The organism is Ruegeria atlantica (assembly GCF_001458195.1).
GTDB classification, from domain to species: domain Bacteria; phylum Pseudomonadota; class Alphaproteobacteria; order Rhodobacterales; family Rhodobacteraceae; genus Ruegeria; species Ruegeria atlantica.
On the sequence record NZ_CYPU01000023.1, the window covers coordinates 206,187 to 231,021 of the forward strand.

The 24,835-nt window shown below is 57.6% G+C and carries 22 protein-coding genes; 16 read left to right on the forward strand and 6 right to left on the reverse strand.

The window, feature by feature from the left end; genetic code table 11:
* Positions 1 to 27 precede the first annotated feature (27 nt).
* The 5 genes from truB (at position 28) to RUA4292_RS07765 (ending at position 3,469) form a co-directional block, all read left to right on the forward strand.
* The gene (truB, locus tag RUA4292_RS07745; protein ID WP_058277069.1) at positions 28 to 933 is read left to right on the forward strand and encodes a tRNA pseudouridine(55) synthase TruB; all 906 of its coding nucleotides are present in this window, start codon (positions 28 to 30) and stop codon (positions 931 to 933) included.
* Positions 934 to 954: 21 nt separating this feature from the next.
* Positions 955 to 1,458 (forward strand): DUF1643 domain-containing protein, encoded by a 504-nt coding sequence (locus tag RUA4292_RS07750; RefSeq protein ID WP_058277070.1) that lies wholly within the window; start codon positions 955 to 957, stop codon positions 1,456 to 1,458.
* A 95-nt stretch (positions 1,459 to 1,553) separates the two neighbouring features.
* Positions 1,554 to 2,405 carry a calcium-binding protein gene (locus tag RUA4292_RS07755; protein ID WP_058277071.1) on the forward strand — a complete coding sequence of 284 codons (852 nt, stop codon included), beginning with the start codon at positions 1,554 to 1,556 and terminating at the stop codon, positions 2,403 to 2,405.
* Between the two features lie 144 nt (positions 2,406 to 2,549).
* Positions 2,550 to 2,819, forward strand: a complete 270-nt coding sequence (rpsO, locus tag RUA4292_RS07760) for a 30S ribosomal protein S15 (protein WP_039543122.1) — start codon at positions 2,550 to 2,552, stop codon at positions 2,817 to 2,819.
* Between the two features lie 224 nt (positions 2,820 to 3,043).
* Positions 3,044 to 3,469, forward strand: coding sequence for a VOC family protein (locus tag RUA4292_RS07765; RefSeq protein WP_058277072.1), 426 nt, complete (start codon positions 3,044 to 3,046; stop codon positions 3,467 to 3,469).
* 45 nt (positions 3,470 to 3,514) lie between these two features.
* On the opposite strand, the gene RUA4292_RS07770 is transcribed toward RUA4292_RS07765, so the two are convergent.
* Positions 3,515 to 4,483 (reverse strand): LysR family transcriptional regulator, encoded by a 969-nt coding sequence (locus RUA4292_RS07770; protein ID WP_058277073.1) that lies wholly within the window; start codon positions 4,481 to 4,483, stop codon positions 3,515 to 3,517.
* Positions 4,484 to 4,563: 80 nt separating this feature from the next.
* Here RUA4292_RS07770 and RUA4292_RS07775 point away from each other — a divergent pair, with 80 nt between their 5' ends.
* From RUA4292_RS07775 to RUA4292_RS07790, 4 genes are read left to right on the forward strand one after another with little or no spacing between them, the layout of a single operon-like run.
* The gene (locus RUA4292_RS07775) at positions 4,564 to 6,093 is read left to right on the forward strand and encodes a trimethylamine methyltransferase family protein (RefSeq protein WP_058277124.1); all 1,530 of its coding nucleotides are present in this window, start codon (positions 4,564 to 4,566) and stop codon (positions 6,091 to 6,093) included.
* Positions 6,093 to 8,459 carry a GcvT family protein gene (locus RUA4292_RS07780; protein WP_058277074.1) on the forward strand — a complete coding sequence of 789 codons (2,367 nt, stop codon included), beginning with the start codon at positions 6,093 to 6,095 and terminating at the stop codon, positions 8,457 to 8,459. The genes RUA4292_RS07775 and RUA4292_RS07780 overlap by 1 nt, the downstream gene beginning before the upstream one ends.
* Positions 8,456 to 10,834, forward strand: coding sequence for a GcvT family protein (locus tag RUA4292_RS07785; protein WP_058277075.1), 2,379 nt, complete (start codon positions 8,456 to 8,458; stop codon positions 10,832 to 10,834). Before RUA4292_RS07780 ends, RUA4292_RS07785 begins: the two co-directional genes overlap by 4 nt.
* Positions 10,831 to 12,156: an aspartate aminotransferase family protein gene (locus tag RUA4292_RS07790; protein WP_058277076.1), complete on the forward strand. Its 1,326-nt coding sequence runs from the start codon at positions 10,831 to 10,833 to the stop codon at positions 12,154 to 12,156. Before RUA4292_RS07785 ends, RUA4292_RS07790 begins: the two co-directional genes overlap by 4 nt.
* 117 nt (positions 12,157 to 12,273) lie before the next feature.
* Here RUA4292_RS07790 and RUA4292_RS07795 read toward each other — a convergent pair whose 3' ends face one another.
* Positions 12,274 to 13,875: a BCCT family transporter gene (locus RUA4292_RS07795; protein ID WP_058277077.1), complete on the reverse strand. Its 1,602-nt coding sequence runs from the start codon at positions 13,873 to 13,875 to the stop codon at positions 12,274 to 12,276.
* 752 nt (positions 13,876 to 14,627) lie between these two features.
* Here RUA4292_RS07795 and pnp point away from each other — a divergent pair.
* A complete protein-coding gene (gene pnp / locus RUA4292_RS07805; protein WP_058277079.1) occupies positions 14,628 to 16,778 on the forward strand; it encodes a polyribonucleotide nucleotidyltransferase in 2,151 nt (716 codons plus the stop codon).
* Positions 16,779 to 17,035: 257 nt separating this feature from the next.
* On the forward strand, positions 17,036 to 17,521 hold the full coding sequence (locus tag RUA4292_RS07810) for a PACE efflux transporter (RefSeq protein WP_058277080.1): 486 nt from the start codon (positions 17,036 to 17,038) through the stop codon (positions 17,519 to 17,521).
* Positions 17,522 to 17,551: 30 nt separating this feature from the next.
* Here the strand turns inward: RUA4292_RS07810 and RUA4292_RS07815 are convergent, their stop codons facing one another.
* Positions 17,552 to 18,187 (reverse strand): DUF1326 domain-containing protein, encoded by a 636-nt coding sequence (locus RUA4292_RS07815; RefSeq protein ID WP_058277081.1) that lies wholly within the window; start codon positions 18,185 to 18,187, stop codon positions 17,552 to 17,554.
* Positions 18,188 to 18,423: 236 nt separating this feature from the next.
* On the opposite strand from RUA4292_RS07815, the gene RUA4292_RS07820 reads away from it, so the two are divergent.
* The 4 genes from RUA4292_RS07820 to RUA4292_RS07835 all read left to right on the forward strand — a co-directional run bounded on the left by RUA4292_RS07820 (position 18,424) and on the right by RUA4292_RS07835 (position 20,874).
* Complete coding sequence (locus tag RUA4292_RS07820; protein ID WP_058277082.1) at positions 18,424 to 18,696, forward strand: PepSY domain-containing protein; 273 nt, start codon at positions 18,424 to 18,426, stop codon at positions 18,694 to 18,696.
* A 23-nt stretch (positions 18,697 to 18,719) separates the two neighbouring features.
* The gene (locus RUA4292_RS07825; protein WP_058277083.1) at positions 18,720 to 19,241 is read left to right on the forward strand and encodes a helix-turn-helix transcriptional regulator; all 522 of its coding nucleotides are present in this window, start codon (positions 18,720 to 18,722) and stop codon (positions 19,239 to 19,241) included.
* A 150-nt stretch (positions 19,242 to 19,391) separates the two neighbouring features.
* Positions 19,392 to 20,081, forward strand: coding sequence for an outer membrane protein (locus tag RUA4292_RS07830; protein ID WP_158506983.1), 690 nt, complete (start codon positions 19,392 to 19,394; stop codon positions 20,079 to 20,081).
* 70 nt (positions 20,082 to 20,151) lie between these two features.
* The gene (locus tag RUA4292_RS07835; protein ID WP_058277125.1) at positions 20,152 to 20,874 is read left to right on the forward strand and encodes a glycosyltransferase family 25 protein; all 723 of its coding nucleotides are present in this window, start codon (positions 20,152 to 20,154) and stop codon (positions 20,872 to 20,874) included.
* Between the two features lie 57 nt (positions 20,875 to 20,931).
* On the opposite strand, the gene RUA4292_RS07840 is transcribed toward RUA4292_RS07835, so the two are convergent.
* A complete protein-coding gene (locus RUA4292_RS07840) occupies positions 20,932 to 21,582 on the reverse strand; it encodes a peroxiredoxin (RefSeq protein ID WP_058277085.1) in 651 nt (216 codons plus the stop codon).
* A gap of 206 nt (positions 21,583 to 21,788) precedes the next feature.
* On the opposite strand from RUA4292_RS07840, the gene RUA4292_RS07845 reads away from it, so the two are divergent.
* Complete coding sequence (locus RUA4292_RS07845; RefSeq protein WP_058277126.1) at positions 21,789 to 23,228, forward strand: aldehyde dehydrogenase family protein; 1,440 nt, start codon at positions 21,789 to 21,791, stop codon at positions 23,226 to 23,228.
* A gap of 57 nt (positions 23,229 to 23,285) precedes the next feature.
* Here the strand turns inward: RUA4292_RS07845 and RUA4292_RS07850 are convergent, their stop codons facing one another.
* Both RUA4292_RS07850 and RUA4292_RS07855 read right to left on the reverse strand, forming a co-directional pair.
* Complete coding sequence (locus RUA4292_RS07850; RefSeq protein WP_058277086.1) at positions 23,286 to 23,720, reverse strand: glyoxalase superfamily protein; 435 nt, start codon at positions 23,718 to 23,720, stop codon at positions 23,286 to 23,288.
* 178 nt (positions 23,721 to 23,898) lie between these two features.
* Positions 23,899 to 24,792 (reverse strand): cation diffusion facilitator family transporter, encoded by an 894-nt coding sequence (locus RUA4292_RS07855; protein ID WP_058277087.1) that lies wholly within the window; start codon positions 24,790 to 24,792, stop codon positions 23,899 to 23,901.
* Positions 24,793 to 24,835 lie beyond the last annotated feature (43 nt).

Sequence of the window (24,835 nt, forward strand, 5' to 3'; positions counted from 1 at the left end):
GCGCCTCGGTAAGATTCAGGGTGTAGAATGGGACGCAAACGCAAGGGTCGCGACATTTCCGGTTGGCTGGTGGTGGATAAGCCCGCGGGCATGACCTCGACCGCTGTGGTCAACAAGGTTAGGTGGGCGATGGATGCCAAGAAAGCGGGCCATGCAGGCACGCTTGACCCCGAAGCAACCGGCGTTCTGGCCGTGGCTTTGGGTGAGGCGACCAAGACCGTTCCCTACATCACCGATGCGCTGAAGGCCTACACCTTCACCGTCCGTTTGGGTCAGGCAACCAACACCGACGATGCCGAGGGCGAAGTGATCGCACAAAGCGACGCGCGCCCTTCGGATGACGATATCAAACAGGCGTTGACCCGGTTTCTGGGCGATATCATGCAGGTCCCGCCCAAATTCTCGGCCGTTAAGATTGACGGGCAACGGGCCTATAAATTGGCGCGAGACGGCGAAGAAGTAGAGCTATCCGCCCGCCCGCTATGGGTAGAAGAGTTGATTCTGGTCGACCGCCCCGACGAAGACCACGTTGTGCTAGAGATGACTTGCGGTAAGGGTGGCTATGTCCGCTCGATTGCCCGCGATCTGGGCGCGGCGCTGGGATGCCACGGCCATGTCAAAGTTCTTCGCCGCATCTGGTCCGGCCCGTTCGAGGTTGAAGACGGGTTGAGCATCGAACAGATCGATAAAATGGCCAAGACAACCGCACTGGACGACTACCTGCACCCGCTGGAAACCGGCCTCGCCGGTCTGCCTGAATTGAAATGCACACCCGAAGGCGCAACCCGCCTACGCAACGGAAATCCGGGCATGGTTCTGGCCTCGGACGTGGAATACGGCGATGAAGCCTGGGCTTCGCTGGACGGCAAGGCCGTGGCGGTGGGGATCTACAAATCGGGCGAATTGCACCCCAGCCGGGTGTTCGTTACCTAAGCCACGTGCTAGGCGAAGGGCATGATTACCCGAACGCACACTAAGGGCGACGCGCCCTCAACCGCCATCTATTCCGATTGCGAGAAGTATCGCTATAGCCTGACCCGTATCTGGGATCCTGCGGGGCGCAAAGCGCTGTTCGTGATGCTGAACCCGTCAACCGCGACCGAGGTTCAGAACGACCCGACGGTGGAACGTTGCGAACGCCGCGCGCGGGCGCTGGGGTTCGGAGCATTTCAGGTAACCAACATCTTTGCCTGGCGCGACACCGACCCTCGCAAGATGCGCGCTGCTGCCGATCCGGTAGGACCCGAGAACGACGCGGCTATTCTGGACGGCGTGCAATGGGCCGATCAAGTCATAGCCGCCTGGGGCACCCATGGCGCGCATCTGGACCGTGGCCCGGCAGTTGAAACGCTACTGCGCGACACCAGGCAACCGCTGTTTCATCTGGGGCTGACCAAGGGCGGGCATCCCAAACACCCGCTTTACATCGCCTATACCCAACAGCCCGAACCTTGGTGACCAACGGTTAACCACAAGTTCAGCTTGGCTTTGACCAACTAACTGATCACATGGAATATTTCATCCTCGGAGCGGTGCGTTCTCGGAGGGTTACCATGTTTCTGTTCGGATTGCTGGGCCTTGCCGCAATGGGCGGAGCAGCCTATGCGATGGGCGGTATTATCGAGGCTGACGACGACACCGAAGAAGACGAGATTATCGAAGATGAACCGCAAGAGGTCTCTTACGGCAGTTATCTTGAGATTGGTGAAAACATCGACGAAGTCGAAGAGGCCTCGACCGGGACCATAGTCTCGGAATTCGAAGGCGATCTGGTTGTGGCCGGGGACGACAACACAAACATTCTGACTGGACAGGATGGCGACGACCAGATCAACGGCTACGGTGACGACGACACTGTGCTGGGGGGCATGGGCGATGACACCCTGCATGGCGGCGATGGCGGTGATACAATCCAGGGCGGCGAAGGCGATGATGTTTTGCATGGCGAAGGTGAAGATGACGTTCTGTCCGGAGATGATGGCGACGACAAGCTTTTTGGCCATTTCGGCGACGATGACGATGTTCTGACTGGTGAGGATGGCGAAAACGAGGACTCCGTGGATTTTCTGAATGGCGGTGCCGGCGACGACGCAATTGTTGCCCATAGCGGTGATATCGTGACCGGAGGCGAAGGCGCTGACAGCATCCACCTGAACCCCGAGGATGACGACGACGCCGTCAAGGTCATGGATTTTGAGCCCGGGCAAGACAAGCTGTTGATCTCGTGGGAAGGCGAGGAAGATCCGGAGATCAACATTGAACCAGACGCTGAAAACGAAAACCTGACCCGTATCATGGTCGACGGACAAGACGTCGCCCAACTGCTGGGTGCCAAAGGGTTGACCCTGGACGATATCCAACTGATCAACGGTCAGGAACTGTCGCAGCTCAATGCGCTGAGTTGAAGCAATAGAATCCCTTTGCCATTTGCCTGAAATCTGCTTATACGCGCCCATCCGCATTGGAATCGGTGCGGTTTTCTCCATGGGCCTGTGCTGGACGACATCCCGGCCTGCGCCATCAACTCTAACCTTTTAAAGGAGACCCCGATGTCGATTACTGCCGCTGAAAAAGCACGCGTCATGAAAGAATTCGGCACCAAGGACGGCGACACCGGTTCGCCAGAAGTCCAGGTTGCCATCCTGACCTCGCGCATCACCACCCTGACCGAGCACTTCAAGACCCACAAAAAAGACAACCACGGTCGTCGCGGTCTGCTAAAAATGGTCGCCCAGCGCCGTAAGCTGCTGGACTACCTGAAGGGCAAAGAAGAAGCGCGCTACCAGGACCTGATCAAAAAGCTGGGCATCCGCCGCTAATACCGGTTTCTGCCGCTTTTGGATTTTAGACGCCCGCCCTAATTGGCGGGCGTTTTTTGTTGGATCAGGGAACGCGCGCTCAAAGTAGCGGTATGGTGGGGCTCAATCCGGCTTGCAGTTCACTAACTCAGTCGGCACTATCCCGGGACCTGATCAACAGCTGCTCAAAACCTCAGTCCCCCAAGCACACGTCCAGTGTGTGACGACAAGTAAAATGGAACCAAATGAAGCTGGAATTTCATCATATTAACCTGGTGGCAGACGACGTTGACCGCCTACACGACTTTTATACAAACGTCTTGGGTTTGGGTGATATTCCGCAGCAGAATTTCCCGCGCTCTGAAGCAACCGAAGACGCCGGTTATGACGGCCAGATCCGCTTTGCAACGGACGGCAGCATGCAGATGCACCTTGCGGAACGGGACTTTGACGTCGCTTTCAAAAATGATCAGGTCATCAATCCGGTGAGCCGCGGACACATTGCGTTCCGAACGGATGATCTTGCCGCGGTCCTGAGGATACTTAATGAAAACGCGGTTCCTTATTCGGACTATGGCACAGCCTTTTCGAAAGAGTGGCACCAAGTGTTCTTTCGCGACCCCGAAGGCAATGTTGTCGAAGTTCACCAACAGGTAGCAACTTTAGGCTGAACCTGAGCCCGAAGTTCCCCGCGCTGTTCAGCTTGTGACGGGGCGCTAGACCATATCGTAATCTACGCTTTTTGCTCCGATGTCGCCCATGTGGCCGGTGATGCGTTGCACCAATTTCTGCCTGGACATGTCTGCAAGCGCCTCCGGAAAACTCTGAAGCTCTTCCTTTCTGGCGACAACCGTTAAAGTGCGCGAAAGGCCCGAGACCGGAAGATCTTTCAACTGCAGGCTCATATTCTCAACCAGACCATCGATTAGCAATGTCGGCGTCAAAAGGCTGAACCCCTGACCTGCAGAAACACAGGACGTAACCATGCTGGAGCGGTCCGCCTGGATGACCTTGTCGGGCTCAAACCGCAATCGGCGCAGATGCTGCGCAATCTGGCGGCCCGCGTTAGTTGTATCCCCGAACCGCACCAGAGGAAGCCGCGTTTGGATCGCCTCCAGGCTGTCTGTCGGGCCGTCATATGCTTCGGGAAGAACCAGAAGGTATCGTTCGGTCAGAACGTGATGACGCTCCAATCCATCCATATCCAGAAACGGGTTGGATGTGATCGCGAGGTCCGCTTGTTTCGTCCGCAACAGGTGTTCATGGTTGCCGCTTTGGCCGGCATGCAGGGTAATATCTTCGACATTGAACTCACGCTGCGCAAAATCGACCAAAGAGGGCGTCAGCGTCGTGGCGATTGAGGCTTGAATGCCGACCCGCAGCAAGGACAGGGATTTCTGGCCAACGTGGCGCAGTTCCGTTTCCATGTCGGAAAGTGCATCCAGAATTTTCTGCGCTCTTCCATGCAAACGCGCACCCGCATAGGTCAGCCGCGCCGGACGCGTACTGCGATCCAAAAGCACAGTGCCGAATGCCTTTTCCAACGCAGTGACGTGCTGGGACGCTGCTGGCTGCGACAGATTCAGAAGTTTTGCGCCCGCCCGCATCTGACCCGTTTCCGCAACGGCGACGAAAACCTCAAGTGAACGCATCAGACTTGGTGAGAGTTTACGATGATCCAGCATTGCTCATCCTTAGTATAAAAAACCTTTATACTGTTGGAATTTTCTTGGTTTACGTCAAGCACTCGGTCAACGCTTTGGCCATGACACGTTCGCGCTCACTTCGACGCCGCAGGGCCGCTGGATCTCGCACTCTTCCCGAGGCGCGCGCGCCGTTCATTCTGCGCAAGCTTTCGACCTTCAATGTCCTCAGCGAGGCAGGGTTGGAACAGATCGAGGCCAATGCAGATACCATCCTTGCCGAAACCGGGATGGAGTTTCAGGACGACCCGGAAATCCTGAGCATTTTTGCCGATGCAGGCTGTGACGTCGACGGCTCTCGCGTTCGGTTCGCGCCGGGGTTCTGCCGCAATACGATCATGGCAACCGCACCGGGGCAATTTACTCAACATGCCCGGAACCCGGCCAATAGTGTTCAGCTTGGCGGCGACGCCAGCGTGTTATGCCCGGCTTGGGGTCCGCCCTTTGTGCACGATCTGGACCGCGGGCGGCGCTATGCCTCGCATCAGGATTTCGTCGACCTGATTAAGCTGCATCACAGCCTGCCCTGGCTGCACCATTCGGGCGGCGTGGTCTGCGAACCGGTGGATTTACCGGCCAACAAACGCCATCTCGACATGCTCTATGGCCATATTCGCTATTCTGATCGGGCCTTCATGGGTGCCTTTATCGGTGCCGAGCGTGCGGGCCACGCAATCGACATGGCACGGATTGTGTTCGGCGAAGACTTTGTGGCGGAAAACGCCGCCCTGTACTGTGTCTCGAATACAAACGCGCCGTTGGTGATGGACAGTCACATGTCGGGCGCGCTGAAAACCTATGCCCGGGCCGGGCAACCGGTCGCTTGCACCCCCTGGGTTCTGACCGGGGCCATGTCGCCGTCAACCGTTGCCGGGACGCTGGCTCAGGTGCTGGCTGAAACCATGGCGGCAATGACGCTGACCCAACTGGTGAACCCCGGGGCACCCTGCTTGATGGGCAGTTTCGCCTCGACCATGTCGATGAAGTCCGGTGCGCCCACTTTTGGTACGCCCGAAGCCGGGTTGATGGTTTTAGCGGCCGGACAGCTTGCCCGCAGGCTGGGGGTGCCGCTGCACACGGTTGGCACGCTCAGCGCCTCAAAAGTTTCGGACGCCCAGAGCCAGCAAGAGGCCACATGGGGCCTTATGATGTCGATGTTCGCGGGTGCCAATCTGATCAACCATGCAACTGGATGGCTCGAAGGTGGGTTGGTGACCTCGTTCGAAAAAACGATCTTGGATCATGATCTTTGTGGCAAAGTCGGACGGTTCTTCGATGGAATCGACATGAGCGAGAACGCTCAGGCGATGGAGGCAATTGCCGCGACTGGACCGGGGCGGCATTTTCTGGGCTCTGAGCATACGCAGGCCAATTTCATGTCCGCATTGTTCCGGCCCTGGACCCCGGATGACAATTCATTCGAACAATGGCACGCGGCCGGAGAGTTGGATGCCGCAGCCCGCTCCAATGCAATCTGGAAAGAGCGGCTTGACGCATATCAAGACCCCGGTCTCGACCCCGGCATCGACGCCGCGCTGCAGGACTATATCGCGCAGCGTAAGGCCGAGAAGCCAGATCAGGATTACTTCTGATGAGCCGTATCTTGATCATCGGAGGTGGCGCTATTGGTCTGAGCCTGGCCTACCACCTGGCCAAACGCGGCTCGACTGACGTCACTATTCTGGAGCGCAATCAGCTGACCTCGGGCACGTCCTGGCATGCGGCGGGGATTGTCGGTCCGCTGCGTGCAAAGCCAAACATGACCCGGTTGGCAATGGCCGCACTTGAGGTTTTTCCGACCCTTGAGGCCGAGACTGGCATGTCCACTGGATATCGCCAAACCTCTGGCTATTGGCTGGCCCGCGACCCTGCCCGCCTAGACGAGCTGCGCCGGATTGCGGATCTGGGCCAGACGCTGGGATTGACCCCACGCATGATCGAGGCCTCGGACGTGCCCCTGTCACACCTTGATCTGAAGAACCACGTCGGCGCGCTGCATGTGCCGGAAGATGCCAATGTGAATCCGGTCGATTTGTGCATGGCATACGCCAAAGGTGCACGGGATCGTGGCGTTTCAATCCGCGAACATACCGGGGTTCAGTCCCTGCGGAAAAAGGGTCAGCGGATCACGGGTGTAACCCTGACCGATGGGACGGAACTGGACGCCGATCAGGTCGTTCTTGCCACCGGCGCTTGGTCACGAGAGCTGGCCGCCAATGTTGGCGTCGCGCTTCCGTTACAGGCGGTCGAGCACATGTATGTTGTCACCGAACCCATGCCCGACCTGCCCAACCCGTTCCCGGTGATCCGAGATCTGGACCGGGGCATCTACATCAAGGGCGATGCGGGCAAGCTTGTGATCGGCGGCTTTGAACCCAAAGCCAAATGCTGGGACGCTTACGGCCCCGAAGGCGACCGACCCTTTCTTGAATTGGCTGAGGATTGGGATCAATTTGCCCCTTTCATGGAGGCCGCATTAGAGCTGTGCCCCAGCCTTGAAAAGGTCGGCATTCAGCATTTCATGAATGGCCCAGAAAGCTTTACCGCGGACACAAGGCCGCTTGTTGGTGAAACCACGGTCGATGGATTGTTTGTGGCTGCGGGTATGAACTCGGTCGGGGTCATGTCTTCGGCAGGGATTGGGCGGGCGCTGGCGGATTGGATGGTCGACGGCCACCCCCCGATGGACATGTGGGAGGTCGATGTTGCCCGGGTCGACCCGCACACAGCCAGCGCTGAACATATGGCCGACCGCATGGAAGAGGCCGTCGCGGATCTTTTCGCTTTGCATTGGCCATATAAACAGCCCAACGCCGGCCGAGGTCTGCGCACCATAGCACTGCACGATTTCTGGGCTGAGGCTGGGGCGCATTTTGGCCTGACGGCCGGTTGGGAACGCGGGCTGTATTACGGACCGGCACAGCCCTATTCGACAACTGATCAGGGATGGTGGCCGCTGGTTGAGGCCGAAGCGGCGGTCTTGGATCAGGGCACTGCGCTGATTGACCTAAGCCCATTTACCAAACTGGACATCACCGGGCCTGATGCTCTGGAGGCATTGAACTACCTGACGACCGCGCAGATGGACGTGCCCATTGGTCGGGCTGTCTATACGCAGATACTCAACGCGCGCGGTGGGATCGAAATGGATGTGACCATCACGCGGTTGGGTAGGGATGCGTTTCATCTGACCTCAGGCGCCGCCACGCGGATGCGCGATCGGATGTTCCTGCGCAGGCATTTGAAGGGCGATGTGTCTGTAGAGGATTTGACCGAAGAATTCTGCACAATCGGTGTAATGGGAGGTGGTAGCCGGACGCTGCTACAGGGTCTTGGCAGCCTTCCAGAAATGGCATTTGGCCATGCCGCCACGGTCAAAATGGCAGGCATCACCTGCCGCGCCACGCGCGTTAGTTTCGTCGGAGAATTGGGTTGGGAATTGACCGTGCCCAACGCTCAGGCCTTGCAACTGTTCGCTGAACTGCACGAGGCAGGTGCGCGCCCGCTGGGCCACTATGCGGTGGATGCCGGCCGGTTGGAGAAGGGCTTCAAACACTGGGGGCATGAACTTGGCCCCAAGATCACCCCGCTGGAAGCCGGTCTGGGGTTCACTATCGACTGGACCAAGGAATTTCAGGGCAAAGCGGCGCTGGAGCATCAAAAGTCCAACGGCTTGCAACAGCGCCTGATCCTTCTGCAGGTTCACGGCAATGCCCTGATGTTGCATGACGAGCCGGTGTTCGAGGGCGGCATCCATGTCGGGCTGACAACCTCGGGCGGGCGCGGGCCGCGTACGGGGCTGAACCTGTGTTTCGCCATGATCGCGGTCCAACCGGGCGAGACGTTGACCCAGACATGCGATCGAAAATTCACGGTTCGGGTCGCCGGGCAGGATTATCTGGCGCAGCCATTGCGCCGACCGCCCTTTGATCCCTCAGGCGAGAGGATGCGCGCATGATCAAAGCGCAAGTCACAATTATCGGCGGCGGCGCGATGGGCGTGTCACTGCTGTATCATCTGATCAAGGCGGGCTGGTCTGATGTGGTATTGGTCGAAAAAAACGACCTGACCCATGGGTCGACCTGGCACGCGGCAGGCCTGTGTACCCATTTCGCGCATAATCCCACCATTCAAGAATTGCGCGCCACATCTGTCCGGCTCTATCGCGATATCTTGCCTCAGGAAACCGGACGCGATTGCGGCTTTCACCGCTCGGGCGCGATGCGGATCACACGCAACCCCGACCGGATGGACGAGTTTCGCCATGTAGCCGGTCTGTCCGAATTCACCGGCTACCCGCTGGAGGTGCTGACGCCCGACCGGATCGCCGAGCTTTTCCCTCTGGCCAAACTGGATGGGCTGATCGGTGGGATCTATGAACCCGATGACGGTCACGTAGACCCGACGCTGGCAACCCACGCGATGGCCGAGGTTGCCCGGCGCGGCGGGGCGCGGATCATGCGAAACTGCGCCGTTACTGCGATTGAGCGTCGACGGGATCACTGGTGGATTGAGACCGAGAAAGAGACCATCGAGACTGTCCACGTGGTCAATGCCGCAGGCACTTGGGGCTGGGAGATCGGCCATATGATGGGGCTCAACATCCCGTCGGTTCCGGTGTTGCACCAGTATCTGGTGACAGACACGGTTGAGGCCGTATCGTCCCGGATCAAAGCCGGCTTGCCCGAGCTGCCAATCATCCGAGACCCTGAAGAAAGCTGGTATGTGCGACAAGAGCGCGATGGACTGATCCTGGGGCCTTATGAAAAGGACGCCAAGGTCTGGTCCGTTGATAGTGTGCCACCGGAGTTCGGCGCGGACCTGATGCCGCCAGATCTGGACAGTGTGGAACACATCATACTGGCCGCAATGGAGCGCATACCCGCGCTGGAGACCGGCGGCGTCAAGTCGGTGATCAACGGGCCGATTACCTTCACCCCGGATGCAAATCCATTGATCGGACCAGCACACGGGCTGGAAAACGCGTGGCTTTTGACCGGCTCGTCCATGGGGGTGATGGAAGGTGGTGGCGCAGGTTGGTTTCTGGCCCATTGGATGACCCGCGGCGCGGCGCCGATGGATGCGCTGGCCGTGGACTCGCGCCGCTTTGGGTCCTGGGCTGATCGTGATTATCGCGTGGCCAAGGCCGTCGAGTGCTTCGGCCTGCAATTCGGCGTGCACTATCCGCACGAAGAACGCCCCGCCGGGCGCGGTCTGCGCCTGTCTCCACTGCATGACCTAATGGTTGAACGCGGCGCGGTGATGGGTGCGGCCTATGGGTGGGAACGTCCGAACTGGTTCTCGGGCACACCCGGAGCAGTCGCCGACGAAACCTTCCGTCGCGCCAATTGGTTCGAACCCGTAGCGCAAGAGGTCGAGGCCGCGCACAATCGCGTCGCCATGGCCGACTTGTCGGTGTTTTCGAAATTCGACGTCACCGGCCCCGATGTCGCGGCCTTCCTACAAGCATTGGGCGCGAACCGTGCGATCCCGCCGGGCCGGATCGGCCTGACCCATGCGCTGACAACCACAGGTGGCGTGCTGTCGGAATTCACCGTCACCCGCTTGGCCGAGGGTCACGCCTATCTGACCAGCGCTGCCGCGGCCGAGCAGATCGACCATGATCTTCTGACGCAGGTTGCCAAAGGCTTTGACGTCACCATCCGAAACGTCTCTGAGGATCTGGCAGTTATCGGCGTCATGGGGCCCAAATCCTCCGATGTGTTGCCCGAGTTGAACCATATGCCATGGCTCACCGCGCACGAGACCCATGTCGGCGGGATTTCCCTGCGCGCCTTGCGAGTGTCCTATCTGGGCGAATGCGGTTGGGAACTGCACGTGGCTAAAGAACATGCCGTGCAACTTTTCATGACGCTTGAAGAGATCGCCAAACCTCATGGTCTGGGGTTCTACGGGGCCTATTCTGCAAACTCCATGCGCCTTGAAAAAGGCTATCGCGGTTGGGGCAGTGATCTGACGACCGAACGCAGCCCATTTGAGGCAGGTCTGACCCCGTTTGTCCGCAAGGACCTACGCGACGAACTAGCAAGGGAAAATGCATGGGAAATGGTGCTGCTTGAGGTCGACGCCGGTGAGATAGATCCGTTCTACGCGCACACGGTCTGGAAAGACGGTCTGCCGGTTGGCATCGCCACCTCGGGTGCTTATGGCCACCGGACCGGTAAGGTTCTGGCTTTGGCCTATCTGCGCGACCCGACTGCGCGAGACGGGCTGACCATCTCAATACTGGGCCAGCATCGTGCGGCAACGCTCCTGCCTGAGGCCCCCTTTGACCCCGAAAACTCACGCCTGAAAACCGGAGGTTCCAAATGACCGACCACCCCCTTCACACCGATTGGGACTTCTCGAACACAGCCGCGCGACGGGACCAGTATTATGCCGCCTCGCTGACGCGGTTCACGCCGTTTCGCGAACCGATCGTTTTCAAGAAAGGTCAGGGCCAATACCTTTGGGATACGGAGGGGCGGAAATACACTGATCTGTTGGGCATGAATGTCTGTATCTCGGTCGGACATTCGCATCCGCGCGTGGTGGCAGCGGCGACCGCGCAAGCGCAAGAGCTGACCCATTGCACGACAATGTTCTATCACCCGACACCTGCGCATCTGGCCGAAGAATTGGCCGCGACGATGCCCAAAGGACATGACTGGGTGGTACATCTGACCAACTCAGGGTCCGAGGCGGTTGATCTGGCGATGACCATGGCGCGCACTTATACCGGCAATCTGGATTTGCTTGCCTTGCGCACCGCTTATCACGGGCCAACGGCTGCAGCGCAGTCGATCACCGGTATCTCGGGCTGGCGCCACCCTGGCATGCCCGGCAACGTGGCCTTCGTGCCGGAACCCAATCAATACCGCGGCATCTTTGGCCCCGGGACCCAACCCTATCTGGATGAGATCGACCGCACAATCGCCACAGCCACATCCGGCAATGTGGCGGGCATCTTTGTCGAAAGTGTGCAGGGCTATGGCGGCATCATCGAAATGCCGCCCGGTTATATGTCTGGCGCAGCCGAACGCGTGCGCGCGGCAGGAGGTCTTTATATCGCGGACGAGGTGCAGTCGGGCTTTGGCCGTACGGGCGAAAATATCTGGGGGTTCGAAGCGGACGGCGTCGTGCCCGACATCGTCGTCATGGCAAAAGGTCTTGGAAATGGCTTCCCGATCGGGGCGGTTGTGGCCAAAAAACATATTGCGGAACCGATGGCGGAAAGGTTCATGTTCCACACCTATGGTGCCAACCCGACCTCGGCTGCCGCGGCCCGTGCGGTTCTTGCGGTCATGCGGGACGAAGGGTTGCAGGAAAACGCCCGCGTTGTTGGGGCCGCCTTGCTGAAAAGGCTGCATGGCTTGAAAGACAAGTATCAGGTCATTGGCGATGTTCGCGGGAAAGGCCTTATGCTTGCGCTGGAATTCGTGAAAGACCGGGATAGCAAAACGCCGGACAAGGACATGACCACAGAGGTTTTCGAAGCCTGCCGCGCACAAGGAATTATCCTGTCAAAGTCCGGTCCGTTTCAACAATGCTTGCGGATGGTGCCGCCGTTGTGTTTGTCGTTGGACGACGTGGATCAGGTGGCGAACAGTCTTGATCAGGCGCTCGAAGCTGCCGTGAGTGTCGCCAAAGCATAAGTAGCGGGGCCATCGGCCCATGCTATTTGGCTTCGAATGATCCGGACGTTTATAGTTGTCCGGGGACGAAAAACGCTCGCCAAAAGGCGGGCGTCCAGAATGTTTCAGATCAAGGCCCTACATCTTGGCTTTTTCTGATTTCAGCGCCAGCCACAAGCAGTAGCACATGATCAGAACCACCAAGGTGAACGGGATACCTGTCGAAACCGCAGCACCTTGCAGTGCAGAGAGGCCCCCGCCAAGCAACAGCGCAATGGCGACCAGACCTTCCAAAGTGCACCAGAACACCCGCTGAACCACCGGTGCGTCCATCTTGCCACCCGCAGTAATCGTATCGATCACCAGCGAACCAGAATCCGACGAGGTAACAAAGAACACTACGATCAGGACCAGGGCGATTGGCGCAACAATACTGTAAAGCGGCAACTCCTTGAGGAATCCGAACAGCGCACCTTCAGGGGCATAGCTGTCGATCACTGTGGCACGCACACCTTCGGCTCCACCTGCATTCAGCATGTCGATGGCGGCACCGCCAAAAGTCGACATCCACAAGGCACAGACTGCCGTCGGTGCCAGCAAGGCGCAAAGGATGAACTCGCGCACTGTGCGACCTTTTGAGATGCGGGCGATGAACATGCCCACAAAGGGCGACCATGCGATCCACCAGGCCCAATAGAATGTCGTCCAGCCGTGGAAGTAACTGGTGTCTTCACGCCCGAACGGGTTCGACAGCGCCGGCAGGTGGTACACATAATCCACCATCACGTTGAAATACCGTGCGATGGCCGTGCCGACGCCAGTAACAACAATCACGAAGATAAACAGGCCCACGGCCATGATCATGTTGATTTCACTCAACCGTTTGACGCCAGCATCCATCCCCATCAGGACCGAACCCAACGCAATCAACGTGATACCGATGATCAGCAGGACTGTGACGGTTGGGCTGGGTTCGATGCCGAACACCTCATTCAGGCCCGCCGCAACCTGCTGCGCGCCAAGACCCAGCGAGGTGGTCAGGCCAAATAGCGTCGCAAACACCGCCAGAGTGTCGATGATATGGCCCCACCAACCCCAGACACGTTCGCCTAGGATCGGGTAGAAAGCCGATCGCAAGGTCAGGGGAAGATCGAGGTTATAGGCAAAGATGGCCAGGCTTAGACCAACAGCGGCATAGACCGCCCAGCCTTCCAGCCCCCAGTGATGGATTGTACCGACAACTCCAGCATATTCATTGCCCGGAACGGCGATGTCGATGCCCAATGGCACGGCGTTGCCGTCTTCGGCAAAATTGTAATAGACGGGCTCCATCACTCCAAAGAACAACAGCCCGATGCCGATACCAGCCGCGAACATCATCGCAATCCATCCGGCATAGGAATAGTCGGGCTTTGCGTCCTTGCCACCGATCCGCACCTTGCCAACCGGCAACACGATCAGGACCAGGCAGAACAGCGTGATTGCGTCGACCGAAAGAACCAGAAACCAGTCAAACGTGCTGGTGAGCCATGGTCGTAGCCAGCCAAACAGTGCCGCGGTACCTTCTTGGTTGGCCAAAGCGATCAGAACGAACGCAAAGATCAGGATGCTCGAGATCAAAAAGACCGGGTTGTGGATATCCAGACCGAATGGCCGGACATTGTCTTGCCCAAGCTCGTATTCGGTTTCGAAATCATAGATCCGTGGGTCCGGATCCAGCATTTTCTTAGTCTGAGCCATACGATGCCCCTCTGTTCAATAGGTGCAAACGCCAAGGTATTCGGCCGACTGACGGATATGAGTATTATACCCCCTTGGCGCGCTTCCGTCTTTTCAACCGCGGGTTAAGTGGTAACATCCTATACTGGCATCGAAATTTCACAAAATGCATTCACAAAAAAGAATGCGAATGATTTTAGCGTACGCCTTGCATCCAACACTCCACTAACGAGTTTGGGCGCATTTTTTCCCTTTGTTCAGCGTCTTTTTCGTTTCGACTTTCCAGCAATTCTATTCCGGCATCCTCACGGCGGTTTCGCCCTGTTGCCGATCCTGTTGCCGGTGGTCTCTATCCCCACAACCCAGCGCTTACCCAATTTCGATCTTGAGGTTATTCTTAGAGGGATCGCAGCAAGTGGTGCACTACCGTGGCTGAATTCGTGGGTCTGGTCGGTCTTTGCATTGGCGTTTTCGAAGTTTGACAGGGACGGCGCTGTAACCGTCACAGCCACTTCACCAGTTCTGGAAATAGCGACTGACATTCGGGCATTGCGAAAGTCGCGTGAGCGGCCTTTGTAAACTCAGGCAATATCCTTGCCGCTAGCGAGACCTCTTTCAATTCAACGCAATCTCATGTATGCGCGCGTTATCTGAGACGTTGTGCCCTGACCCCGGCACTCAGACGAAAGTAAAAATTGGGTCGGCGGCAATGGGGTCGCCATGCAAAACGGGAGACCCGCAGGGGCGGGAGTGCTCCCATCTAGGATACGCATATGTTTGATGTAACAAAGAAATCTATGCAGTGGGGCGAAGAGACGCTTACACTGGAAACCGGCAAGGTTGCCCGTCAGGCGGACGGCAGTGTGATTGCCACGCTGGGCGAAACCAGCGTCATGGCGAACGTGACCTTTGCGCGGGCTCAAAAACCGGGTCAGGACTTTTTCCCGCTGACCGTCCACTATCAGGAAAAATACTATGCCGCCGGTAAGGTTCCGGGCGGCTTCTTCAAGCGCGAGGCGCGCCCGACCGAAAAAGAGACGCTGACCGCGCGTCTGATCGACCGTCCGATCCGCCCGCTGTTCGTTGACGGCTTCAAAAACGAAGTTCTGGTGATGTGCACCGTGCTGTCCCACGATCTGGTCAACGACCCCGACATGGTTGCGATGATCGCTGCCTCGGCTGCGTTAACTATTTCCGGCGCGCCGTTCATGGGTCCGATCGCCGGTGCCCGCGTTGGTTTTGAGGACGGTGAATACGTTCTGAACCCGACCGTCGATGACATGCAGGACCTGCGCCTGAACCCTGAACAGCGCCTGGACCTGGTTGTTGCCGGCACCAAAGACGCCGTGATGATGGTTGAATCGGAAGCGTACGAGCTGTCCGAGGCCGAAATGCTGGGTGCGGTCAAATTCGCACATGAGCAGATTCAGCCGGTCATCGACCTGATCATCGCGCTGGCCGAAGACGCCGCGAAAGAGCCGTTCGACTTCCAGGCGCCCGACTACTCGGAGCTGTCCGCCGCTGTCAAAGCTGCCGGTGAAGAGCAGATGCGCGCCGCTTTCGCGATCACCGACAAGCAAGAGCGCACCGCCGCTGTTGCCGCTGCGCGTGAAGCAATCAAAGCAGCACTGACCGAAGAGCAGCTGGAAGACGGCAATCTCGGTTCCGCAATGAAGAAGCTGGAAGCTGGCATTCTGCGCGGCGACGTCGTCAAAGGCGGCAAGCGGATCGACGGTCGGTCGACCACCGATATCCGTTCGATCGTTGCAGAAACCTCGATGCTGCCGCGTACGCACGGTTCGGCTCTGTTCACCCGTGGCGAAACACAGGCGCTGGCCGTAACCACGCTGGGCACCGGTGACGACGAGCAGTTCATCGACGCGCTGCATGGCAACTTCAAATCGAACTTCCTGCTGCACTACAACTTCCCTCCGTATTCGGTTGGTGAAGTTGGCCGCGTGGGTGGCCCGGGCCGTCGTGAGATCGGCCACGGCAAGTTGGCATGGCGCGCCCTGCAGGCGGTTCTGCCTGCGGCGACCGACTTCCCCTACACGATCCGCATCGTGTCGGAGATCACCGAATCCAACGGCTCATCCTCAATGGCGTCTGTCTGCGGCGGTTCGCTGTCGATGATGGATGCGGGCGTTCCGCTCAAAGCACCGGTTGCCGGTGTGGCCATGGGCCTTATCCTGGAAGATGATGGCGACTATGCCATCCTGTCGGACATTCTGGGTGACGAAGACCACCTGGGCGATATGGACTTCAAGGTTGCAGGTACCGAAAACGGCATCACCTCGTTGCAGATGGACATCAAGGTCGCGGGCATCACGCCCGAGATCATGGAGAAAGCCCTGGCGCAAGCCAAGGACGGCCGGATGCACATCCTGGGTGAGATGGGCAAAGCCCTGTCCGAGACCAACGAATTCTCGGTCCACGCCCCACGCATCGAGACCATGAACATCCCGACCGACAAGATCCGTGAAGTGATCGGATCGGGCGGTAAGGTCATCCGCGAAATCGTCGAAGTGTCGGGCGCCAAGGTCGACATCAACGACGACGGCGTCATCAAGATCGCCTCGCCTGATGGTGAATCGATCAAGAAGGCGTATGAGATGATTCACTCGATCGTCGCTGAGCCGGAAGAAGGTCAGGTTTACACCGGTAAGGTCGTGAAGATCGTCGACTTCGGAGCCTTCGTGAACTTCTTTGGCAAGCGCGACGGTCTGGTTCACGTGTCCCAGATCGAAAACCGCCGCCTGAACCATCCGTCGGACGTTCTGAAGGAAGGTCAGGAAGTGAAAGTTAAGCTGCTGGGCTTTGACGATCGCGGCAAGGTCCGTCTGTCGATGAAAGTTGTCGATCAGGAAACTGGCGAAGAGATCGTTCCCGAGAAGAAAGAAAAGAAAGAGGAAAGCGCAGAGTAATCTGTTCTTCTTTCAAGTGACCAAGGCCCCGGTGGAAACGCCGGGGCCTTTTTCGTTTCGAGCTATGACCGCCCAGCCAAGGACGGATCGGTCAATTATTGCCATAAATATCTGAATGTGTGCGAGTTCACAGTCAGATGTATTTCTTCATGAAAGGTTACGCTAGGGAAGAAATCCATCCCTTAAGACCACCCGTATTTCAGCAGCCGGGCAATCCGCCCGGCTGAACCGTGATCCTGTGTTTTGAAAGGCGTGACATGACCCTGAGGACGTTCAAGGAACGCGTCATCCAGACCGGCAGCTTCGAGCTGATCGGGATCGCTTTTGTCTCACCCGTATACGCTTATTTGACCGGCGCATCGATGGTGCACGGGTTCGCTATGATCGCCATGCTATCGATTGTGATCATGATCTGGTGCCCGATCTTCAATACTATTTTCGATCTGATTGAGCGGGGCAAAACGGCTCGGTTGGCCTGCAAACGCCCCCAATCTGTGCGCGTTCTTCATGCCACATTACATGAGGTTTCGGCAGTCATAATCACCTGCCCACTTTTGATGGTGGTTGGTGGGCATTCTCTGGGATCAGCGCTTGCGCTCAATGTCGGCCTGACACTGACTTACACGGTTTACACCTACCTGTTCCACATCATCTATGATCGAGTGCGGCCGATTAAGCCAAGCTTGGAAAAGAACGAAGCTGGCCAAAGCGAACATCTGACTGGTGAAGCCGCTGTAGCCTGATCCTTGCTGACAAGTCAAATATCCAGAACGTCAGTGTGCCACGCCAGACGGCCCGTGTTTCATCACATGCCACTGCCCATAACTGTCGTTCAAATCCAGTTGGATCGCCGCATCTGCCTTGGTTGAGGCACTGCCTATCTCGGCCAGGGTAAATTCGATACCACCAGGAATGTCGATCCGTACGCGATGCGGACCACCGCCATGTGGGGCCTCGATAGGACGGCCGGTTGAGTTCAGCACCTCACCGATTGAGACTTTGGCAGTGCGCCCCTCCATGTCCATCTCAAAATCAATCGGCACATAAAGGGTCTCGTGAACCGTGTCGCACATCGTGCGGAAGACATGCCAGTGGGTTGCCATTTCCTCGGTCTCTTCCCCGTGAAAGACCTTTTCCAATGCGGCCCGTTGCGCGTCCGAGGCGCTTGGGTCGATGATCACCTGCATCTGACCGCCGCCCTCAAAGATCGGGCCAGGCCAGGCGTAGATCAGCGCAGCTTTTGTGCCCGCAAGGTCGGTGTCGCCAAAATGTCCTTTGGAAACCTCAAGCACCTCAAAGCCGCGGCAATTTCCGTGGGTCGGTAATTCTTCGAACTGGCAAGGGCAGGCATAGCCGCAATTGCAGTTCCCGAATGCATCGCCTTCAACGTACCAATCTGTGAATGCCATCGTCTTCTCCTGTTTTACACAGTCTGAACGCCCGACGCCGTGGTTACGTGCCTGTAGATTTCCCCCGCATAACCCTAGCACAATTCGGTCAAATGCAGAACCAGGTGGCCTGAAACCGCATTTTTCCGGGATAAACCTTGGTCCAATTCCTTGCGTTTCAACCAAAAGCCAATCGCAGCGCACTCGGCTTGTCCCCAGTTCCATCACGTCACCGAGACACAAAAAGGAGATGTAAAATGGAAACCTTGAAACTGCTGACACTGACCGGATTGATTGCAACAGCGCCAGTTCTTGCACTGGCCAATGTCGGGCTGGGCGACAAACTGGGCACCAGTGAGGCTGATATCCGCGCGACCCTCGAGGCGCAGGGATACCAGATCGAAGAGATCGAATTCGAAGACGGCGAGATCGAGGTTGAACTCATCAAGGATGGCGTGGAAACTGAACTCGTCCTGTCCGAGACGGACGGCATGGTAACTGCCATCGAACTCGAAGAGGACGACGATTGATCGGATAAAATCACAGGAGCCTCATGAAGCTTTCACAAACGTCATTGCTTTGGCTCCTTCTGGTGGTGCAGGCCGTCTGCGCCGCCTTTTTCGTGACGGACGCGATGCTAGACTGGACCGTCGGGGAAAGCGCGGGCTTTCGCCACCTGCATGGTTTCGAACTGGTTCTGGCCCTGGCATTGATCGGCGGTCTTGCCGCGACGATTGCACTGATCCGGTTCCAAAACAGGCGTGTGCGCGACATGCAACGACAACTGAGTGTCGCGCAGGGCGCGTTTGCTCAGCTCATTGCCTCTCAATTCACTGAGTGGAACCTGAGTGATGCTGAGCGCGACGTTGCCCTGTTGTCTATAAAGGGTCTGTCAATTGCGGACATCGCGACATTGCGGCAAACCAAAGAAGGCACGGTCAAAGCGCAATGCGCAGCGGTGTATCGCAAGGCAGGAGTTACGGGACGCGTGCAATTGCTGAGCTACTTCATCGATGAGCTGCTTTCCGAACCTTTGCTGACAAACAGTTCTGAAAGATCGAATTCGACTACATAGCCCGTGAATCAAAGTGCTAGCGCGGTACTGATCTTATTCACTCACACACGCCCAATATCCTGTGAATTGAAGTGAAGGGCTGGCGCCTTTCATTCCTGCCTCTACTGCCCACATGTGCGCCATACTAATTGTGGAACAAAGGACATGGTCATGGTTACGCGTCTTCTTCTCGCCTCGACAGCTTTTACGATCAGCGCGTCCGCGCTGGCCGCACAGAGCCTGTCGGATGGTCTCTATTTACAGGGTTTTGCCGGGTACAGCCAGCTGCAGGACAGCGACTTTAGCGGCACGATCAATGGATCGTCGCAGTCAGTAGATACCGATTTCGATGGTGGCTATGGGCTGGGTATCGCGGTCGGCAAAGAGATCCCGCAGTGGTCGAACGATCAGTTTGGCACCCGGATCGAGCTGGAGCTGTCCTACCGTGACCAAGATGTGGATGGCGTCAATTTTTCGGGCAACGGGCCCGGCGCAGAAGGCAACATTTCGGGTGACGTGTCTCAGACATCACTATTCGCCAATGTGCTGGTTGATTTCAAACAGGCAGGGGCCTTCACACCCTATGTCGGTCTGGGTCTTGGTGCCACCTATTCTGATCTGGACTTTGTCTACGGGCCGGGCGTCGAACTGAACGACACCGACACCACCTTTGCTGCGCAAATTATTGCCGGTGTAGCCTATGAGATCAGCCCAAATACCTCCCTGACCCTGGACACCCGATATGCCCGCGCATTCGATGTTTCCTCGGCACGTTTGGCACCAAACGGCGCGTCCACGGGGACGGTCGAGGATGACATCGACGCCTTCAGCGTCAATGTCGGCCTGCGATACGGTTTCTGATACTTCACGGGGAAGTGTTTCTTTCGGGTTTCTCTTCCCCCTCCCGCCCCTGTGTTCTATGCACTGTGGCATGAGGACTTTTGTCATCCATATGACTGCAAGCACAGCGCGGCGACCCAATGCCGAACGGCTGTGTGCCAGTCTGCCCAATGCGGAACTGTTCGAGGCCGTCGATGGGAAGGACCCTGCTCAAATCGCGGATGTACAATTGTTTTCTGGCGATCTGTATCGCCCCAGATACCCTTTTCCGCTGCGCCCCGCGGAGATCGGAGTTTTCGCGAGCCATCGGCGAATCTGGCGCAAGCTCGTTGATGAGAAGATCGACCGCGCTATCATTTCCGAGGATGATCTGCGCATAGACCCTTGCCGCATGGCCAGTGCGTTAGAGATGCTGGATCCGCTTGCAACCCCGGATCACTATATCCGAATTCCCGTGAAACAACGCGAGGATGCGGCACGAACGCTTGTAAAGCAAAACGGATTGCGTCTGATCCTGCCAAAAGTCATTGGCCTGCAATGCGTCTGCCAGGTGGTAGGGCGGCGTGCGGCTGAGCGGTTGCTTGCCGTAACCGACCAGATTGACCGACCGGTCGACACGTTCCTGCAAATGCACTGGGTGACTGGGCAGCCGATCCTTTCCTTGCAAGGAAGCGGCAATCAGGAAGTCGCACGAGAAATCGGCGGTTCGACCATACAGACAAGCCCGCCGTTGGCCGACAAGCTGACGCGCGAATTCAAGCGCGCGGCTTATCGTCGGAAACTGTATCTACACCCTCAAAGATCCGCCGCTTAAGCGGCTTTTAAGGTGCTTTGAAACCGGGCGGAGCTTTGAGCCCCGCCCGAACTTGTTTTAGCTCGGCGCTTTCGTTTTACGCAGGTACGGAAAGATCGTTTCGAACTCACCGAACTTCTCTTTTGCCTCATCATTCGACACGGCCGGCGGGATGATCACATCTTCACCTGGCACCCAGTTTGCGGGGGTGGCCACGCCCTTGGCGCTCATCTGCAGACCGTCCAGCGCGCGCAGGATTTCAGCAAAGTTCCGGCCCACGGTCATCGGGTAGGTCATCGACAGTTTCAACTGTTTGTCCGGGCCGACAATAAAGACCGAACGCACGGTTGCACTGTCGGCAGGGGTGCGGCCATCGGGCAGGTACGCCTCGGCGGGCAGCATGTCGAACGCTTTGGACACGGCCAGGCCGTCGTCGGCGATGATCGGAAAACCGGGGTTGGCGTTGCCATACGCCTCGATGTCCTTCTTCCATTTTTTGTGGTCCTCGACACCATCGACTGAGACGCCCATAACCTTGGTATTGCGGGCTGCCCATTCGTCGTTCAGCTGTGCAACGGCCGAGAACTCGGTGGTACAGACCGGCGTGAAATCCTTGGGGTGTGAGAACAGGATCGCCCAGCCGTCACCGATCCAGTCATGGAACTGAACAGTGCCCTGATCCGTCTCTGCAGTGAAATTCGGAACGGTGTCATTGATGCGCAAACCCATGGGGCATCTCCTTTTTTGTGAAACAAACCGAGTCGGTCGCTGGAAACCTAATAACTCTGCGCCATTGTTAAACCATTCGCTGCTTGAAAGGGTATTCATTTTTGAGGAAATTAATTTGATCAAATTGCGCCTTGCCACACAGAAACGCCGGTGCCAGAGTGGCGCAAATTCCCGCCATCCGGGCCACGGGATCAGGAGGATACGTGATGATCGAGAAACACAATTTCTACATTGACGGAACATGGGTCGCCCCATCTACAGCGAATGATTTCGAGGTGATCAACCCCTCGACCGAGGAACCCTGCGCGGTGATCTCACTGGGCACGCAAGCTGATACCGACGCCGCAGTTGCTGCCGCAAAGGCCGCCCTGCCCGGCTGGATGGCCACACCGGTCGAAGATCGCATCGCGCTGGTCGAGAAACTGATCGAGATTTACCAATCCCGGTCCGAGGATTTGGCACAGGCGATGTCACTTGAGATGGGCGCGCCAATCGACATGGCGCGCACCCAGCAATCTGGCGCGGGCATGTATCACCTCGCGAACTTTGTGCGCGCAGCCAAAGCGTTCCAATTCGACCGCCCTCTAGGCGATCACGCGCCCAATGACAGGATCATCTATGAGGCCGTCGGTGTTGCCGCCCTAATAACGCCGTGGAACTGGCCGATGAACCAAGTCACGCTCAAGGTTGGCGCGGCGGCGATTGCAGGCTGCACCATGGTTCTGAAACCCTCCGAACAAAGCCCGCTGAACGCGATGATCTTTGCCGAGATGATGGATGAGGCCGGCTTCCCCGCCGGTGTGTTCAATCTGGTGAACGGCGATGGCATGGGCGTCGGTTCCCAGCTGTCGGCGCATCCGGATGTGGATATGGTCAGCTTTACCGGCTCGACCCGCGCTGGCACAGCGATCTCAAAAAGTGCCGCAGACACATTGAAGAAGGTACATCTGGAGCTCGGCGGCAAGGGTGCAAACGTGGTCTTTGCCGATGCCGATGAAAAGGCCGTCAAACGTGGCGTTCTGCACATGATGAACAACACCGGCCAAAGCTGTAATGCGCCCAGCCGCATGCTGGTGCAGCGCCCGATCTACGATCAGGCTGTGGAAACGGCGGCTGAAGTGGCCAGCATGGTTTCGGTGGGCAGCGCGCAGGAAGAAGGCCGCCATATCGGCCCCGTCGTGAACGAGGTGCAGTGGAACAAAATCCAGGACCTGATACAGAAGGGCATCGATGAAGGCGCCCGGCTGGTAACAGGCGGCACCGGTCGGCCCGAGGGGCTGAACAAGGGCTATTATGTACGTCCGACCGTCTTTGCCGACGCCAATAACCAGATGACCGTCGCGCGCGAAGAGATCTTTGGCCCCGTCCTGACCATGATCCCCTTCGACACCGAAGCAGAGGCGGTCGAGATTGCCAACGACACGCCATACGGCCTGACCAGTTACGTTCAGACACAAGACGGCGCGCGGGCAAACCGAATGGCGCGGGTACTGCGGTCCGGCATGGTCGAAATGAATGGCCAGTCGCGCAGTGCAGGGTCACCGTTTGGCGGCATGAAACAGTCCGGCAACGGGCGCGAAGGCGGCTTGTGGGGGTTGGAAGACTTCCTTGAGGTCAAAGCCGTCGGTGGCTGGGCGGCAGAGTGACGCCAGACTAGAACTTAACAAAAGGGCGCGGCGGTGGTTACCCGTCGCGCCCTTTTTTTACGTGGGTCGCACGATCAGTTGCGGTTGGCCGTCCGAGGTATACCGTGTGGATCGACCATCCCAGCCAATCTCACCGGTTACGCGCTGCCGGTAGGCCGAGAAGCTGTTGAACTGAACGACATCCACGGGTGTTTCAAAGTGTAAGGTAACGCGCCGATGCGACCCATCACCCAACAGGGTCATACCACGGATTTCCGCCCTGAACGGCTGCCCCAGATAGAACCCTTCAACCCGGTCACCAACACGCAAATGCATGCGATTTCCAGCCATTGCGTGCAACGTATTCCAATCGCGCACCCCATGTTGATGCGCCAACAATTCCAGCGATTCACTATGCGAGAGCGTGCCCCCCGCACCGCGCAGCCTGTCGCGCAGTCGTTTTGCCTGCGCTTTTAGCTCCTCAAGCGGAGCAATACTGTTTGAACGTGTCATTTCTTGCCTCGTATCCTTAAACGGGCGCCAAGTCAGGACGGGGTTCGCATTGCCATCCGCGCGCCAGAAAAGGGCAACAGATGTTCATCAACCGGGTTTCACCAATGCCAAATGGCTGCGAACGGCAGGGGACCCGAACCTGAGGCTGACATTTCGCACTGGCGGATGTGTCTGTCAATCAGGCTCTGGTACTTTTTAACTCGCTGTCCGGTTCCAGATGGATGACAAACACTGACCCCGGAAACTTCCTGTTCAGGGCCGCCTCGATATCGTCGCAGATGTCATGCGCGGCCGCGACCGACATGGCACCGTCAACGACAAGGTGAAACTCAACGAAAATCATGTTGGCTGACCTGCGACCGCGCAGATCATGATACTCCAACGCCGGACCCAAATTGGCTTCGATTGTTTCGCGCACAGACGTCAATTCCCCATCGACCAGCGAAGCATCCATCAACCCGTCGACCGAGTTGCGGATGACCTTCCACCCCTCCCACAGAATGTTCAACGCCACCAGAATCGCGATGATCGGATCAAGGATCAACCAACCTGTCGCCATCGCAATCAGCAACCCGACAACAACACCGACCGAGGTCATAATGTCGGTCAAAATGTGCTTTCCGCTTGCCTCTAGCGCTGGTGAGGATTCTCGTCGCCCAACCCGCAACAGCAGAAACGCCCAGATACCATTCAAGCACGTCGCGCCCACATTTATGGCAATGCCCAGGAACGGTTCCCCAACCAGATGCGGATCAGGCAATGCGAAAACAGCTTCACGAATGATCAGCAGCGCGGCCAGAACAATCAGTGTTCCCTCGACCACGGCCGACAGGTACTCGGCCTTCTTATGCCCGAACGGGTGCTTTTTGTCTGGCGGCATGCCAGATATCCGCACCGCGAAAAATGCAAGCAGAGCGGCCGCCACATTCACCACCGATTCCAAGGCGTCCGAGAGCAGGGCGACCGAGCCAGTCACCCACCAGGCCAGCAGTTTCAGCAGCAAAACCGTTACCGAAACCGGAATGGCCCACGCCGCGAATGTCTGTGTGATCTGCCTGCTGTCCTGCTTCATAGAATCTCACTATCACAGGATGCAGCAGCGCAAAGTGTGTTTT

Coding starts and splice junctions, on each gene's coding strand:
- truB (WP_058277069.1), top strand. CDS start 28: ATGGGACGCAAACGCAAGGGTCGCGACATTTCCGGTTGGCTGGTGGTG.
- RUA4292_RS07750 (WP_058277070.1), top strand. CDS start 955: ATGATTACCCGAACGCACACTAAGGGCGACGCGCCCTCAACCGCCATC.
- RUA4292_RS07755 (WP_058277071.1), top strand. CDS start 1,554: ATGTTTCTGTTCGGATTGCTGGGCCTTGCCGCAATGGGCGGAGCAGCC.
- rpsO (WP_039543122.1), top strand. CDS start 2,550: ATGTCGATTACTGCCGCTGAAAAAGCACGCGTCATGAAAGAATTCGGC.
- RUA4292_RS07765 (WP_058277072.1), top strand. CDS start 3,044: ATGAAGCTGGAATTTCATCATATTAACCTGGTGGCAGACGACGTTGAC.
- RUA4292_RS07770 (WP_058277073.1), bottom strand. CDS start 4,483: ATGCTGGATCATCGTAAACTCTCACCAAGTCTGATGCGTTCACTTGAG.
- RUA4292_RS07775 (WP_058277124.1), top strand. CDS start 4,564: ATGACACGTTCGCGCTCACTTCGACGCCGCAGGGCCGCTGGATCTCGC.
- RUA4292_RS07780 (WP_058277074.1), top strand. CDS start 6,093: ATGAGCCGTATCTTGATCATCGGAGGTGGCGCTATTGGTCTGAGCCTG.
- RUA4292_RS07785 (WP_058277075.1), top strand. CDS start 8,456: ATGATCAAAGCGCAAGTCACAATTATCGGCGGCGGCGCGATGGGCGTG.
- RUA4292_RS07790 (WP_058277076.1), top strand. CDS start 10,831: ATGACCGACCACCCCCTTCACACCGATTGGGACTTCTCGAACACAGCC.
- RUA4292_RS07795 (WP_058277077.1), bottom strand. CDS start 13,875: ATGGCTCAGACTAAGAAAATGCTGGATCCGGACCCACGGATCTATGAT.
- pnp (WP_058277079.1), top strand. CDS start 14,628: ATGTTTGATGTAACAAAGAAATCTATGCAGTGGGGCGAAGAGACGCTT.
- RUA4292_RS07810 (WP_058277080.1), top strand. CDS start 17,036: ATGACCCTGAGGACGTTCAAGGAACGCGTCATCCAGACCGGCAGCTTC.
- RUA4292_RS07815 (WP_058277081.1), bottom strand. CDS start 18,187: ATGGCATTCACAGATTGGTACGTTGAAGGCGATGCATTCGGGAACTGC.
- RUA4292_RS07820 (WP_058277082.1), top strand. CDS start 18,424: ATGGAAACCTTGAAACTGCTGACACTGACCGGATTGATTGCAACAGCG.
- RUA4292_RS07825 (WP_058277083.1), top strand. CDS start 18,720: ATGAAGCTTTCACAAACGTCATTGCTTTGGCTCCTTCTGGTGGTGCAG.
- RUA4292_RS07830 (WP_158506983.1), top strand. CDS start 19,392: ATGGTTACGCGTCTTCTTCTCGCCTCGACAGCTTTTACGATCAGCGCG.
- RUA4292_RS07835 (WP_058277125.1), top strand. CDS start 20,152: ATGAGGACTTTTGTCATCCATATGACTGCAAGCACAGCGCGGCGACCC.
- RUA4292_RS07840 (WP_058277085.1), bottom strand. CDS start 21,582: ATGGGTTTGCGCATCAATGACACCGTTCCGAATTTCACTGCAGAGACG.
- RUA4292_RS07845 (WP_058277126.1), top strand. CDS start 21,789: ATGATCGAGAAACACAATTTCTACATTGACGGAACATGGGTCGCCCCA.
- RUA4292_RS07850 (WP_058277086.1), bottom strand. CDS start 23,720: ATGACACGTTCAAACAGTATTGCTCCGCTTGAGGAGCTAAAAGCGCAG.
- RUA4292_RS07855 (WP_058277087.1), bottom strand. CDS start 24,792: ATGAAGCAGGACAGCAGGCAGATCACACAGACATTCGCGGCGTGGGCC.